Origin of the sequence: Sphaerospermopsis kisseleviana CS-549 (assembly GCF_028329225.1) — a bacterium.
Taxonomy (GTDB): Bacteria; Cyanobacteriota; Cyanobacteriia; order Cyanobacteriales; family Nostocaceae; genus Sphaerospermopsis; species Sphaerospermopsis kisseleviana.
The window spans coordinates 1-13802 of the sequence record NZ_JAQMTI010000225.1 but is presented as its reverse complement, the minus strand read 5'-3'; the positions used below and the strand labels follow the sequence as shown (position 1 = coordinate 13802).

General features: G+C 36.5%; 10 protein-coding genes, 1 other RNA gene and 1 pseudogene. 2 read left to right on the top strand and 10 right to left on the bottom strand.

Going from position 1 to position 13802, the window contains the following annotated elements; all coding sequences use genetic code 11:
- Nucleotides 1-64 precede the first annotated feature (64 nt).
- Together PN497_RS17720 and PN497_RS17715 are read right to left on the bottom strand one after the other, a co-directional pair.
- Nucleotides 65-1288 carry an urease accessory protein UreH domain-containing protein gene (locus PN497_RS17720; protein WP_096567220.1) on the bottom strand — a complete coding sequence of 408 codons (1224 nt, stop codon included), beginning with the start codon at nucleotides 1286-1288 and terminating at the stop codon, nucleotides 65-67.
- Between the two features lie 322 nt (nucleotides 1289-1610).
- On the bottom strand, nucleotides 1611-2042 hold the full coding sequence (locus PN497_RS17715; RefSeq protein WP_096567218.1) for a hypothetical protein: 432 nt from the start codon (nucleotides 2040-2042) through the stop codon (nucleotides 1611-1613).
- 172 nt (nucleotides 2043-2214) lie between these two features.
- Between PN497_RS17715 and PN497_RS17710 the strand changes: the two are divergent.
- Nucleotides 2215-3261: pseudogene (locus PN497_RS17710) on the top strand (alpha/beta hydrolase family protein); the annotation flags it as partial.
- Nucleotides 3262-3541: 280 nt separating this feature from the next.
- On the opposite strand, the gene PN497_RS17705 reads toward PN497_RS17710, so the two are convergent.
- The 3 genes from PN497_RS17705 to der form a co-directional block, all read right to left on the bottom strand.
- Complete coding sequence (locus PN497_RS17705) at nucleotides 3542-4327, bottom strand: DUF4058 family protein (RefSeq protein ID WP_096567214.1); 786 nt, start codon at nucleotides 4325-4327, stop codon at nucleotides 3542-3544.
- Nucleotides 4328-4424: 97 nt separating this feature from the next.
- On the bottom strand, nucleotides 4425-5354 hold the full coding sequence (locus tag PN497_RS17700) for an energy-coupling factor transporter transmembrane component T family protein (RefSeq protein ID WP_096567212.1): 930 nt from the start codon (nucleotides 5352-5354) through the stop codon (nucleotides 4425-4427).
- A gap of 132 nt (nucleotides 5355-5486) precedes the next feature.
- Complete coding sequence (der, locus tag PN497_RS17695; RefSeq protein ID WP_096567210.1) at nucleotides 5487-6848, bottom strand: ribosome biogenesis GTPase Der; 1362 nt, start codon at nucleotides 6846-6848, stop codon at nucleotides 5487-5489.
- 277 nt (nucleotides 6849-7125) lie between these two features.
- Between der and PN497_RS17690 the strand changes: the two genes are divergently transcribed.
- Nucleotides 7126-9054, top strand: coding sequence for a WD40 repeat domain-containing protein (locus PN497_RS17690; protein ID WP_096567208.1), 1929 nt, complete (start codon nucleotides 7126-7128; stop codon nucleotides 9052-9054).
- Nucleotides 9055-9147: 93 nt separating this feature from the next.
- Here PN497_RS17690 and PN497_RS17685 read toward each other — a convergent pair whose 3' ends face one another.
- The 5 genes from PN497_RS17685 to corA form a co-directional block, all read right to left on the bottom strand.
- Nucleotides 9148-9909 (bottom strand): D-Ala-D-Ala carboxypeptidase family metallohydrolase, encoded by a 762-nt coding sequence (locus PN497_RS17685; RefSeq protein ID WP_096567206.1) that lies wholly within the window; start codon nucleotides 9907-9909, stop codon nucleotides 9148-9150.
- A gap of 191 nt (nucleotides 9910-10100) precedes the next feature.
- The gene (gene rnc / locus PN497_RS17680) at nucleotides 10101-10826 is read right to left on the bottom strand and encodes a ribonuclease III (RefSeq protein ID WP_096567205.1); all 726 of its coding nucleotides are present in this window, start codon (nucleotides 10824-10826) and stop codon (nucleotides 10101-10103) included.
- A 172-nt stretch (nucleotides 10827-10998) separates the two neighbouring features.
- An RNA gene (gene rnpB, locus PN497_RS17675) (RNase P RNA component class A) lies at nucleotides 10999-11425 on the bottom strand.
- 211 nt (nucleotides 11426-11636) lie between these two features.
- Complete coding sequence (locus tag PN497_RS17670; RefSeq protein ID WP_096567203.1) at nucleotides 11637-12353, bottom strand: hypothetical protein; 717 nt, start codon at nucleotides 12351-12353, stop codon at nucleotides 11637-11639.
- A 36-nt stretch (nucleotides 12354-12389) separates the two neighbouring features.
- Nucleotides 12390-13559, bottom strand: coding sequence for a magnesium/cobalt transporter CorA (corA, locus tag PN497_RS17665; protein ID WP_096567201.1), 1170 nt, complete (start codon nucleotides 13557-13559; stop codon nucleotides 12390-12392).
- Nucleotides 13560-13802: the final 243 nt, after the last annotated feature.

The window sequence follows — 13802 nt, the reverse complement described above, 5'->3', positions numbered from 1 at the left end:
GTCCCCAGTCACCAGTCACCAGTCACCAGTCACCAGTCACCAGTCCCCAGTCCCCAGTCCCCAATCACTTTTTCTTTGGAAGAACATAGAATTTTTCTAATTTTAAAATTGACCAAAACCAGCGCGATCGCACTAACAAAACACCCAAAGTAATTATTACCAATAACAAAGCTGCTAATCTATTACCCCAAGTTAATCTTAAAGCACCCAAGTAATGAGAACCAATTAATACTACATGAATAGTAGCCAACAGCAAAGCAGGAACACTCAACAGATGAATTTGTCGCCAACGCTTACCTAATGACTTTTGCAGAAAATCAAAACTTGTGCAAGCTGCTGGACTCATCAATACTAAAGCTACAGCACCCGCACCCATCGCCCATTGAAATTCTAGCGGTAAGAACCAAACAGCAGCAAAATTCCATTCTAAAGAGTGTTCTATATTATGAATGGTATGTACCACTGATAGCACAAACGCCCCTACTCCTAAAGCGCGACGGTAGCGCATAGGTGATGGACAAAAACCACTGAGAGGACGAGCAACTAAGGCCAAAATTAAGCAAATTAGGGCAGCGTGTCCACTGTAGTCTACCATTGTATCACCCGTTCGCAATAGGGTAAGGATGCCAATGATTAATGTCACCCAACCACCCAAGCGAAATAACTGACTGCGCCTATCTTTACTCATCAAGGAAGTGGAAACACCTACTCCTAACATCGTCGGCAAAGTTCCCAAACCAAAAGCTAACATGGTAATTGCACCTTGCCATAAATTACCCGTAGCAGCAGCTTTGATTTGAGCAGCATATAAAAATCCACAAGGCATTAAACCCCAGGTCATACCCAAAAGTGCTGGTGTCCACCATTTTGTATGTAAAGATAGTTTCACCATTCCCGCACTTAAACGGTTATGTAAATTACCTTTTAACAAAGGGTGTAATAAGGGAATATGCGGTATTAAGTCTGGTCTAACTTGTCCTAAACCAAACCAAATTAACATAATACCAGTAATTATAGCTATCCAGCGGCGTAAATCACTACCCACACCTGCTAATTGTCCACCTTCAACCAATGCCGAACCAAGAGCGCCAATAGCTGTACCTACTAGGGTATAGCTTAACAGTCTTCCTAAATTTAACAGAGTATGAAATTTTACTTGCTGTTGCCAATTTTGGGTTTCTTGTTGACGGGAAAGGGAAAAAGCAACTGCTAAAGGTCCACACATTCCAAAACAATGTCCAAAACTTCCCAAAAAACCCAGGAGCGATATAAGTAGTAAATCTAACATCATCTGATGATATATTATATGTTTTCAAAAATCAAATATGAGTCCTATATATTAATTAAGAGTTATTAATTCATAATTCATAATTCATAATTCATAATTGTAAAGGTTTGATTCCCCTACCTTGGTAGACAGATCGGTTTCATCTGGGGTTGAAATCCTGATTTGAAACCTAATTATCAATTATCAATTATCAATTATCAATTATCAATTATCATTGATGTTGTTTACTGGAAAAATTTAATGTATATTGACAAATTTGTCAAAAGACAAGCTGTCAAACTTGCCTTTATTGGCTATTGGCTGATTACCGATAACTGAATAATTACTTTTTAGGAAAAGTTAAAGTCCAGTTTTGGGGATTATTTAGTTGAAAATATAAACCTTGAAATATCATTTTGACAGCAATGCGACTTCTGATATACCTCCGAATTAAATGTGTTCCTGGTTCTGCAAAAACATCATCATAATTTTGGCGGTGTCCAAAAGGACGAGAACAGTATTTGTGATCGCCTGGAATTGATAACATAAAAAATTGACTTTCTTTGTATTCATCAGGAACTTGAAATATACCATATACATTATGTTCACCCAGCCAAGGTTTAACCCTCACCTGTTTAGCTTGCACTTGAAAATTTTGTTTGTTTAATTTGAGTACAGTTGCAAGTCCGCAATTAGAATCATTAACAGGCCACCAGATAATAATCATGATCAATGAAAACAAAAAAAGTAAACTATAGATCAAGGGAGGACGCATAAATTAACTACATCATTCAAGAAAAACAAAAGCCACCGATTTACCAGAAATCTGGTTATAATTACTATTAATCTATTCAACTTAAATTATTATTCACCCGGCTATTTTAAGTAACAACAGTAATTTTACTCAGTAATTTTACTCCTGTCCAACTATTTCGCCCTCACGTCTCTACGATCCTACACAAGCAGGAAGCGCCCAATTACAAATACTAAACTTAAATTTAAATGATGAAAAGCGTCAACGCAACATACCTGTTGATGTTTATTGGTCAAATTCTGCTAACACTGAAAAACCTGTAATTGTCTTTTCTCATGGTTACAAGTCAGTTCGCACAGACTTACGCTATTTAGCGGAACATCTTGCGTCTCACGGTTATGTAGTTGCAGCTTTAGAACATCCTGGTAGTAATTTTACAGCTAATAAAGATGGAGATTCTTTAAAATCACAGGAATTTTTAGCACGTCCCCAAGATGTGAGTTTTGTTCTCGATGAATTAGCAAAAATCAACCAAACTCCTAATAACCAATTACAAGGTAAACTAGCAACTAATAAGGTAATGGTTGTCGGTTATTCTTTTGGTGGTACTACAGCTTTAGCATTAGCTGGTGGTGAATTTCAAATTGCTAGTTTGAAACAAAGCTGTGAGCAAAATTCCTCTAAATTAACTCCAGTACAAGAGTTTATTTGTGTAGCTAAAGAATTACCAGAAAATAGCTATCAATTGCGAGATAAAAGAATTAAACAAATTGTAGCTTTGACACCGGCTACATCTCTATTATTTGGGGAAACTGGTTTATCAAAAGTGCAAGTACCGACTCTGATGTTAACAGGTTCTGCTGATAATATTACCCCAATTTTAAGCGAACAAATTACCAGTTTTGCAACAACTCCCTCTCCTAAATGGTTAGCGGCTGCGGTTGGTGCTACCCATCTGAGTGTGCTAGATCCTAACTTAATTAGTGAACAACAAAGAACAAAAAACCTATCTATTTCTAGTCGGGAAGTGGTGGGTGAAAAAGCAGCGGATATTCACAAATATGTTAAAGCTATCACTTTAGCAATGGCAGCACAATTAACTCCAGAAGCTAGTAAATATAGTGTTTTTCTGACTCCAGATTATGCTCATTATGCTCAAATTGCTTCAACTCCACTTTTCCCATTTCGTCTAATGACTGAAATTCCCCCTGCTGCAATGGGTTTAATACCAAGAAATTAGGAAATGGGAAGAGAAAGTAAAAAGTCAAAAAAAAGGGGATACAATTTTGGATTTTGGATTGTTTTTGTCAACTCCAATCTAAAACCTAAAATCTAAAATCTAAAATTATTCTGACTCCTGACTAATGACTAATAAATACAAAAAAGGCTTGGAAGAGAACCCAAGCCCAGACTTCACTCAGGGTAAAATATGTAATCAATATATCGACTTTCAGTAATTTAAACATCCATCTAAAGGAATAAAATTGAACAAAGTCAGTAGTTTTACTGTTAAAAATATGCTACCTCAACCGTTTATGCCGCAACAACTCATCTATCCAAGCCGCATCTGCTTTTGCAAGTGCTGGTACTGGTTCTTGACTATAGTCTATGACCAAATCATAATCATAAATCTCATATACCTGATTTAACAAGGCTTTCAAATCTATTACTGGTTCACTATCACCTGCACACAAAGGTAAAGAAAAAGCTGGAATTATATTTTGTATATTAAAAGCATATAAATCTGCTTGAGGACGGCGATTTCCACGACACACTAAAATTCGATAATCACTTTCAATATTATCACCAAACATGGGCATGGGTTCGCCTTTGCGTAGTAAATCAATTTCTACTAAATTACTACGACTACCTAATACTTGTTGCCGTTTTTCTTGATATGCTTCTCTTCCTTTACCTGAACGTTTATTAGTAGGAGAAAGAATTTCAATTGTGGTAATTAATTTCTCTGTTCCAACTTCTTTAACTTCTAAATATCCTTCTTTAATATTAATTGGCATTGGTACGGTAACTGTTACAGATTTTGGTGCAGGTGCAGCAACAGCAACCTTTGTATTTTTGGTTTCACTGATATTTTTCCGACTTTTCACGATCACATCAGGAATACCTACTAATAATGAACTATCATCTATGGTTTCATAGGTTCTCACTTCTACGGCAACTCGATATTTAGGACGCAGTTGAGGTGATAAAAATCTGGCAATTTCGCTAATTAATAAGTGATGTAGTCCAGGAAATAAGTCTGGGTGTTCTAAATATGGGTTCATTCCGGGAAAGATAGAAGTCATTTCTTGAACTCCTTTGACAATTTTAGATTTTGGATTTTAGATTTTGGATTTTAGATTGGGAAATTATTTCCCTATCAGCTTGTGCTTTTCATCTACATTAAGAAACTTCTGTTCCAAATGCTATCCTCAGTCCCCAAAATACAATTAAAATTCCTATAGCTACCCAATCACCTGTTTTTAATTTTAATTCTTGCCATTTGACTCGATGTTCATTAGGACTGGTAAACCCTCTTACCATCATAGCATTTGCCATTTGTTCGGATCTTAATAGCAAATTTTCTAATAATCTTTCAATCACTATTAACCAAACTTTTGCACTTCCTTTTAATCCTAGTTTTTTCCAGTTAATTGCTCTTGTCATTACAGAACGTACTAGGTTTTGAATTTCTTCTAAAACTAAGGGTATAAACCGCAATGATAATGTTAAAGTGAGGGTAATTTCCGTGACGGGAATTGTGAATTTTCTCAACGGTTGCATTAAGCTTTCCATCCCAGATGTAATTTCTTCTGGTGCGGTTGTGAGTAAATATAAATTAGTGCTGTAAATTAAACTAAATACTATTGTACTCAAGCTGATTGCTAAATCCAAAGAACGACGATTTACTTTTATTGGTCCTTGGTGAATTAGCATATAACTGTATTCTTTATTACTATCTTCTATTTCTGGACTTGCTTTGCTATCTTTAGCGGTTGATGGTTGAGTTAAAACCTGTTCATTTGCTGGTAGGCGTGGTTGATAATTTATACTGTATCCGTCAGGGCTGATCGAACCGATCGCCAATACCATCAATGATACCACTAGCAACCAGCCCATTTGTTGCCGCCATACTCTCAGGGGAATTTTGGCAAATAAGGTAAAAATAATTAACATTATTACCAGTAGTACCCGCCAATAGTTGTTAGCAACTACATAGCTGGTGAGAAAGCTTAACAACCAAACTAACTTAACTCGTGGATCTAATTGATGTAGCCAAGTTTGCGGTTGTTCTAAGTATAATCCAAGGGGGAGCGATCGCAGTAAGTCCATATTTCAATTTTAGATTTTAGATTTTAGATTTTAGATTTTAGATTTTGCAGGAGAAAACTTTTGTAACTATGAAAATTTTGGATTGTTAGCTAATTTATCCTAATCTAAATCTAAAATCCCAAATCCCAAATTTTAAACGCGAGTTGCGCGGTTGACACTACCAACTTCCATTTCTCGGACTTTTTTACTCCGCCATAATACGCGAATTGGTGTACCTTCAAAACCCAATTGTTTGCGAAACTGTCTTTCTATGTACCGACGATAATTGTCATTGAAGCGTTTTGCATCGTTGACAAATAAGGCAAATGTGGGCGGTTGGGTACTCACTTGCGTACCATAATAGATTTTACCTTGTTTCCCACTACGTGATGCTGGTGGGGAATGCCAACTCACTGCGTCTGTGAGAACTTCATTCACTACTGAAGTGCTGACACGGCGTTTGTGTGATTCAGCAGCTTTATTCACCAATTCTAAAATCTTTTCTACCCTTTGACCTGTCATGGCACTAACAAAAATTGTATCTGCCCATTCAGTAAAATGTAAACGTGCTTCTAAACTCTTTTCATAATCATAGATTGTGTAAGAGTCTTTTTCGACCGCATCCCATTTGTTAACAACGATAATGCAAGCGCGTCCATCTTCAATAATGCGCCCAGCTAATTTTTGATCTTGTTCTGTGACTCCATCTAAAGCATCTAAAACCAATAACACCACATCGGAGCGACGAATGGCTTTAAAAGCGCGGTTAATACTGAAAAATTCAGTACCGTAATCTATGTGTTTCTTTTTACGGATTCCCGCAGTATCAATTAAGCGGTAAGTTTGTCCATCCCGTTCAACTAAAGTATCAATTGTGTCGCGGGTAGTTCCAGAAATAGGGCTAACTATGGCCCGTTCTTCACCCACGAAAGCATTTAATAAACTGGATTTACCAACATTAGGACGGCCAATAATGGCAACTTTAATTTCGGTATTTTCTTCTAAGTCTTGAACGTGGGGAATGTATTTAATTAACTCGTCGAGGATTTCACCAGTACCACTACCATGAATAGCGGAAATAGGGTAAGGTTCTCCTAATCCTAATTCCCAAAATTCACTGGCTTGAATTATACCTTGTTCTGGTGATTCACATTTATTCACCGCCAGTAATACTGGTACTGTTTGTTGCCGTAACCATAGCGCAATTTCTTCATCTGTTGGGGTTAAACCGGCTTGGCCATCGACTACAAATATTGCTGCACAAGCTTCTGAAAGTGCCGTCATTGCTTGTTGACGAATCAAAGGCAGAAATTCCGTATCATCGTTAAATACTAAACCGCCTGTATCAACCACGACAAATTCCCGATCTTGCCAAAATGCTGGTCGATAAGTGCGATCGCGTGTTACACCAGGTTCATCATGAACTATTGCGGTTTGATCTCCAGCTAAACGATTTACAAAAGTAGATTTGCCCACATTCGGGCGACCGATAATTGCTACAATTGGCAGTGCCATAAACTAAACTTTCTTGTGCTGAGTGTTGTAGATGTGCTGAGTTATATATCTACGTTCTTCACCCAGCACGCTTTTAGAGAACTATTTATGATATCATATTTCTTCAACGATAGCAATTGTTATGTATTCACCTGGATATATCCCCAACTTCTTCAATAGGTCCGGTATCTGGGTATGATATTTTTCAGGTTGAGTGGTTGAATATTTCCAGTGTCAACTGTTGACAATTGATTGTTTATACAAATATACTTCAGTAAAAGTATCATAATTAAGCAGAATGAACAAAGGTAAATGGTTAGAAATCAGCGGGTATATCTATTTAGGTTTAATAGTATTGGGAACTATTGCTGCAACTGTTAATCAACAAGTGGTTTATGCAGTTATTCCCTTAATTTTAATCATAACAAATATAGCAACTCATTCCCAGTTTAATTATTCTCAATCCCAAGATAAGATTAAAGAAGTACAAACCAGTTTACAAAATATCACAGATCAATTTTACCAATTCAAAGAAACTATGAATACATCCAATGTGAATACATCCAATGATCGCTTACAAAAAATTGAAGATTGGAAACAGCAGCTAAACCAACTTATTGATAACAAGATAGACCAAAAAATTGAAACATCAATGCAAAAAATACTCACAGAAATTAACGAATTTCCTCAACAAATTCAAAATATTAACTATCGCTTAAATCAATTAGACAGTTCTCTAGAAAATTTACATAAACAAATTCAGCAACAAGGTGAGAAATTAGATATTGTCCAAGAAATCCAATCTGAAGTTTTGCATATTCATGAAAAAATGCAAAACATGGAAATTGTTAATTCTCAATTAACTCAGATTGAACAAATTGAGACATCTTTAAAAAATTGGAGTGAAATTAGTCAACAAGAATTAGCAGAATTAAGAGAAAATCAGCAACATCAAAGTTTAAAATTTACTCAACTTAGTCAACAACTTACTGATCTTAATTCTCTCTGTGAAAATATGGCTAATTCTATTCAGCAATTAAATCAAGCTTTTGCTACACAAGTTGAAGATTTTGATCAAGTTAAACAAAATCAAAACAGTGAAAATTCTAGATTAAATGATATTTTTGATTCTGTACATGAATCCTTAACATCGTTAGATACTTCATTTGATGCTTTAATCACATTTAATTCTTTAATCAGACCTTTGGAAACAACAAATAAATCAGATATTCAAACAGGAGAAAATTCTGCCGTCAACATCCAATTTAATCAAGCAATTACTACTACCTCTACATCAGCAGAAAACACAGAAGAATTATTATTTGTGGGAACTTTAAAAGGTCATGAATATAAAGTTTCTTCAGTTGCTTTTAGTCCTGATGGTAAGACTTTAGCTAGTGGAAGTGATGACAAAACTATCAAAATTTGGGATTTACAAACCCAGCAAAATCGTACTTTTGCAGGACATAAAGATTCAGTATGGAAGGGAGCTATTAACTCAGTTGCTTTTAGTCCCGATGGTAAAATATTAGCTAGTGGAAGTAATGATAAAACTATTAAATTATGGGATGTAAATACGGGGAGAGAAATTTTCACTTTTAAAGGACATGAAGAGACAGTTAAATGTGTTTTATTTAGTCCCTTGGGAAAAATTTTAGCTAGTGGTAGTAAAGATCAAACAGTCAAACTTTGGTCTTTAGAACAGGGAAAAGAAATTTACTCTTTTAAAGGTCATACAGATGATGTTTTGTGTGTCGCTTTTAGTCCCGATGGTAAACTTTTAGCTAGTGGTGGAGGTAGGAATGATAGAAGTATTAGAATTTTACAATTAACTGAAAACACAGTCAAAACTTTAACGGTAAGTTCTGATTGGTTTACTGGTGGGATTAATGCTTTATCTTTTAGTTGTGATGGTAAGATTTTAGCTAGTGCTGGTAATGATAAAACTGTGAAGTTATGGAATGTAGAAACTGGTGAGGAAATGAAAACTTTAACAGGACATTCTGAAGCAGTTTATGCAGTGGTATTTAGTCCCAATGGTAATATTTTAGCTAGTTCCAGTCAAGATAAAACTGTGAAGTTATGGAAAGTAGATGTAGATAGTGTGGTGGAAATTTCCAGTGTTAAATGTGCTGATGATGGAGTTTATTCTCTTGCTTTTAGTCCCGATGGTAAAGTTTTAGCTGCTGGAAGTGCAGATAAAACCATTACTTTGTTTCCTTGTTAATGATTTGATCCCCCATAAAAAAGTAAGGGTTTAGCATTGCTAAAACCCTAGAAAATTCAGGGGTAAAACCTGAATATAGTGGTAGTTTTATTATTAATAAGGAAAGATGACTCTACCACCAGGCCTAACATCAGCATGGAAAAAGCCCTTATTTTTACCCATAAAAACAGCATCTCCCAAACCGGAAAATTGAGAAGCTCTTAACACATCCCACAGCTTTTTAAAATCTCTGTTCATTGGGATCATATCTATAGCTCGGAAATAGAGATGCTGACTATTACGAGCGCCTCCGACTGCTCTATTGACTGCGGGTGGACGATAACCAGAAGTAATACTAATGGGTGAGCCAAATTTTTCTCTCACTGGTCCCCAGGTTCTCGCTACTCTAATTGCATTTGCTACATATTCAGAACTAGTAGGAACACGAGTACAATTTTTCGTAACTTCACCCCAAGTCAAAGGAACACCGTCAACAATATATTGGTTGGCATAGACTATTTCGCCTCCAGGAAGTTTCATAGTCGCGCCTGTACGTGATCCGGCATTGGTATTAACTTTGATTTCTGAGGTATTAGTTTCTTCTTTGTCTCCTGCTGTTTCTTCTTTATCTTTTAGTTCCAGTAATTCTTTGGCGGTGCTGACTCCTAAACCCAAGGGATATTCTAATTGTTGTAGTGCTTTAAATTCAGAAAATGCTTGTTTGGTGATTGGTCCGACTTTTCCATCTGCTTCTATTTTCAGGAGTTGCTGTATTTCTTTCACCAAGTCTGGATGAGCATCAGTGATAAATATAGCTGGAGAGTTGAGTTTTACAAACTCAGTGAGAGATGTGATATTTGCGGGATTGGATGTCATAAGTTTTTGTCAATAGATTTCGGTAGTTTTCCACATTATTCCTATGCAACTTTAATCTACACATAAAATAAGCGTGATTACTGTGGTAAATTCTTAATTTTGAATTAAATTTTACTACATTTTACTAAATTTTACAGATTGCTGATAAGTTATTAGTTGTTAGTTATTTTTACCCAATCACCAATCACCAATCACTGATCACCTGTCACCTCTTCAGTAATTGCCAAATAAGCTACTTTAGCCGCAGCTTGTTCAGCAGCTTTAATAGAGCGTCCCTTACCTTGTCCTAACATTTTCTCATGTAACCAAACTTCAGCTACAAAACGTTCATGACTACGGTGGGGTTGATTAACTTCTAGGACGCGATATTCTGGTAGAACTTTAAACTGTGCCTGAGTCCATTCTTGCAGAGCCGCTTTATAGTTTAATCTAGCCGGATCGAGGCGAATTTCTCTTGCTAGTTCTTGAAAGTGGGGATCTAACCAAGGACGAATGAGGTCTAAATTATGAGTGCTAAGGTAAAGCGCCCCCAGAACAGCTTCAAACGCATCCGCTAGACGTGACTCTTGACCAACAAGATCAGCAGTAGCACTACCAGCAACTAATAAGTATAATTCTAAACCATATTCTCTGGCTAACTTGGCGAGAATGCGATCGCTCACCAACACGGAACGAATAGCCGCAAAATCTCCCACAGCACAGTCGGGATAATTTTCCCATAACACCACAGCGGCCACCAGACGTACCACTGCATCACCGACAAATTCAAGTTGTTCATAATTTGCCGACTCGGAAACAGTGGCGTGAGTTAGAGCCAAATCAAGTAACGGCCACTTTATGGGGCTATCTGGTGATAAACCTAACTTTTGGACTAAAGTTTCAAGTTGCCGTTGACGGCGAGGATAAACGCGGGACATTAAAACAAGATAGTAAATATGTGCAACTCAATCATTAATAACTAATAGACATCTGGTGGTAATTAAATGTGTATAACCTGAACCCCATTCTAAAGACGTTCTATAGAACGTTTCTACATTGATTTTCACCAGAGGTCTAATAACTAATAACCAATAACTAATGACTAAAAAAAGAGAGAGCAGGACATAAGCCGGATTCTGTTCTCTTGCGAGGGCGGTTATCTATCTGGGATGTTTGTTACCAAACACCTCTAGCGGCGCTCATTTACTGGAACTGGTAAAAGACCAACCGTAGTTCCTCCGGCCTTGCTCCCAACCGGGGTTTACCGAGCCAACGCCTCTCGACGTTGCTGGTGCGCTCTTACCGCACCTTTGCACCCTTACCAACTAATTTTGGATTTTGGATTTTGGATTTTAGATTTTCAATTCAATCCAAAATCTAAAATCTACAATCTAAAATTGGTTGGCGGTATCTTTCTGTGGCACTATCCTCACGATCGCTCGCACTGGACGTTATCCAGCAAGTTTGGTCTTTCGGGAGTCCGGACTTTCCTCAAACCAGTCTTGATGACTGATCTGCAACCACCTGCGCCTACTCTCTCCCCTATCTAGTTTAAGCTTTAATCGCCCGTTCTGTGTTATTCAGTTATCAGGGAATAGGGAATAGAAGGCAGGAAGCAGGAAGCAGGAGGCAGGAGTTATGTATTTTGGATTTTGGATTTTGGATTTTGGATTATTTATTTTTGTCAACTCCAATCTAAAATCTCAAATCTAAAATCTAAAATTTTTCTCCCCATTTCTCCATCTTCATCATCTTTTCTTATTCCAAGGTAGAGCATAGGTCCAAGGAAGTTTCTCGATAGTGAAAGGACAATTGATAATGGAGATAGGAGGAACATTCACACCCGGAGCTAACCCCACACGCAACTCAGATATTCTTAATACCAGTTGAAAAGAAAATTCTACTTTCTTTTTACCATCCATAAAATCTTTATACAAACCCTTAAAAGGCTTTTGATCTTTCATGGCAACTATATCAATTAAAGGTTCTCCAGGTTGATATGTTCCTGTTTCTTTGTCTCTTTTTAAAATATCTTCTGCTGTCACACTTTCAGAAATTGTTTTCTTAGGAGCAATAATCGTAGGAACTTGTGGTATTGCTAAGTCGCGGCTGAGGTCTGGAGATTTGCGAATCACACGGCGAGATTTTTTGCTATGTTCAATGACCCAAGAACTATTATCCCAGTCAACATATACAGCTAAAGCTTCTGATTTATTATCAATGCTAATTGATAATTCTTTCAAATTATCTTTTAATTTCTCCAAAGAATATGTTCCTGAACCAAAAGAAATCCCAATTTTATCATCCAGATTTTGTTCTTTTAATTGTTCTTCAACAGCACTCTTTTGGAAATTTAACACCACCATATCGTCGATAGATTCAATCATGCGATTGAATGTGTAATATATCCCCAGGATATAAACCATCAAAACAAGAAGATTTTGATCGCCACTTTGTACTGCCATAAAACTACTAATAACTCCTTGGAAAATTCGCAAACTTTATTTTTGATTGATTTCAAATGAATTGTCAAGCCAACCCCGTCTCCAAAAAAAGAAAATTAACCCACTAGCAATTGCCGCCATTAATCCCAAGCATAGCGGATAACCCCAATACCAATTTAATTCCGGCATATTATAAGGTGATTTTTCGGTATTGAAATTCATTCCATATATTCCCACTACAAAAGTTAAAGGAATAAAAATTGATGAAACAACAGTTAGTAATTTCATGATTTCATTCATTTTATTACTAACCGCTGAAAGATAGACATCCATTAATCCTGATGCTAATTCTCGGTAAGTTTCCACCATATCCATCACTTGTACCGCATGATCATAACAATCTCTCAAATAAATTCTTACCTCCTCACTAATTAATTTACTACTATCACGAATCAAAGAATTAATCGCATCTCTTTGTGGCCAAATAGCTCTTCGCAGTTGTAATAATTCTCGCCTAATTTGATATATTTGTTTTAGTGTTTGGGGATTTGGACTAACTATTACTTCTTCTTCTAATTCGGCAATGCGTTCTCCATACAATTCTAAAACAGGAAAAAATCCATCAATAATTGCATCTAACAAAGAATACGCTAAATAATCACTTCCTTGTCGGCGAATAATTCCTTTACCTCTGTCAATTCTCATCCTCACACTATCAAAACAATCATGCTCAGGTTCTTCTTGAATTGTCAATAAATAATGTCTACCTAAAACTAAGCTGACTTGTTCACTATAAAAACTACCATGATTGGGATTAGGCACAACCATACGAGCAATAATCACTAATTGGTCTTCATAATCCTCGATTTTCGGGCGTTCCCCCATATTGAAAACATCTTCTAAAATCAGAGGATGTAAATCAAAAGTTTGCCCCAAACGGTGAATAATCTCTTTGTTGCCTAAACCTTGTACATCTACCCAGGAAACCGATTCTGTATCCAAGTAATTACTGCATTCTTCTGGATGTTTTATTTGTTTGTGAGTTAGATTAGTTTGGTTATAGTCAACCAAAAAAATATTTGGTTGTTCAGCATCTTCATCAATAATGAGTGTACCCGGAGGAGTTCCTGGTTCATGATAGTATTCGTTTTCAAATGGCTTATTTACTTTTTCTTTTTTGATAACTTTATTTATGACTTTGGGTAGACGACGATGTTTTTTAGCCATTAAGTCTCACCTTAATATTTATCTTGCTGAAAAACTTTTTTCTTCAGGAGTAGTAGGGGCGAAGCATTCGGGCGACAAATTATCAATTTTCTGAACAGGCTATTTTCCTGTAAGGGCGAAGCATTCGGGCGATAAATTATCAATTTTCTGAAAAGGTTATTTTCCTGTAAGGGCGAAGCATTCGGGCGATAAATTATCAATTTTCTGAAAAGGTTATTTTCCTGTAAGGGCGAAGCCTGCCTG

Excerpts from the sequence above, each read along its gene's own strand:
- PN497_RS17720 (WP_096567220.1), bottom strand. The coding sequence starts at position 1,288 with ATGTTAGATTTACTACTTATATCGCTCCTGGGTTTTTTGGGAAGTTTT.
- PN497_RS17715 (WP_096567218.1), bottom strand. The coding sequence starts at position 2,042 with ATGCGTCCTCCCTTGATCTATAGTTTACTTTTTTTGTTTTCATTGATC.
- PN497_RS17705 (WP_096567214.1), bottom strand. The coding sequence starts at position 4,327 with ATGACTTCTATCTTTCCCGGAATGAACCCATATTTAGAACACCCAGAC.
- PN497_RS17700 (WP_096567212.1), bottom strand. The coding sequence starts at position 5,354 with ATGGACTTACTGCGATCGCTCCCCCTTGGATTATACTTAGAACAACCG.
- der (WP_096567210.1), bottom strand. The coding sequence starts at position 6,848 with ATGGCACTGCCAATTGTAGCAATTATCGGTCGCCCGAATGTGGGCAAA.
- PN497_RS17690 (WP_096567208.1), top strand. The coding sequence starts at position 7,126 with ATGAACAAAGGTAAATGGTTAGAAATCAGCGGGTATATCTATTTAGGT.
- PN497_RS17685 (WP_096567206.1), bottom strand. The coding sequence starts at position 9,909 with ATGACATCCAATCCCGCAAATATCACATCTCTCACTGAGTTTGTAAAA.
- rnc (WP_096567205.1), bottom strand. The coding sequence starts at position 10,826 with ATGTCCCGCGTTTATCCTCGCCGTCAACGGCAACTTGAAACTTTAGTC.
- PN497_RS17670 (WP_096567203.1), bottom strand. The coding sequence starts at position 12,353 with ATGGCAGTACAAAGTGGCGATCAAAATCTTCTTGTTTTGATGGTTTAT.
- corA (WP_096567201.1), bottom strand. The coding sequence starts at position 13,559 with ATGGCTAAAAAACATCGTCGTCTACCCAAAGTCATAAATAAAGTTATC.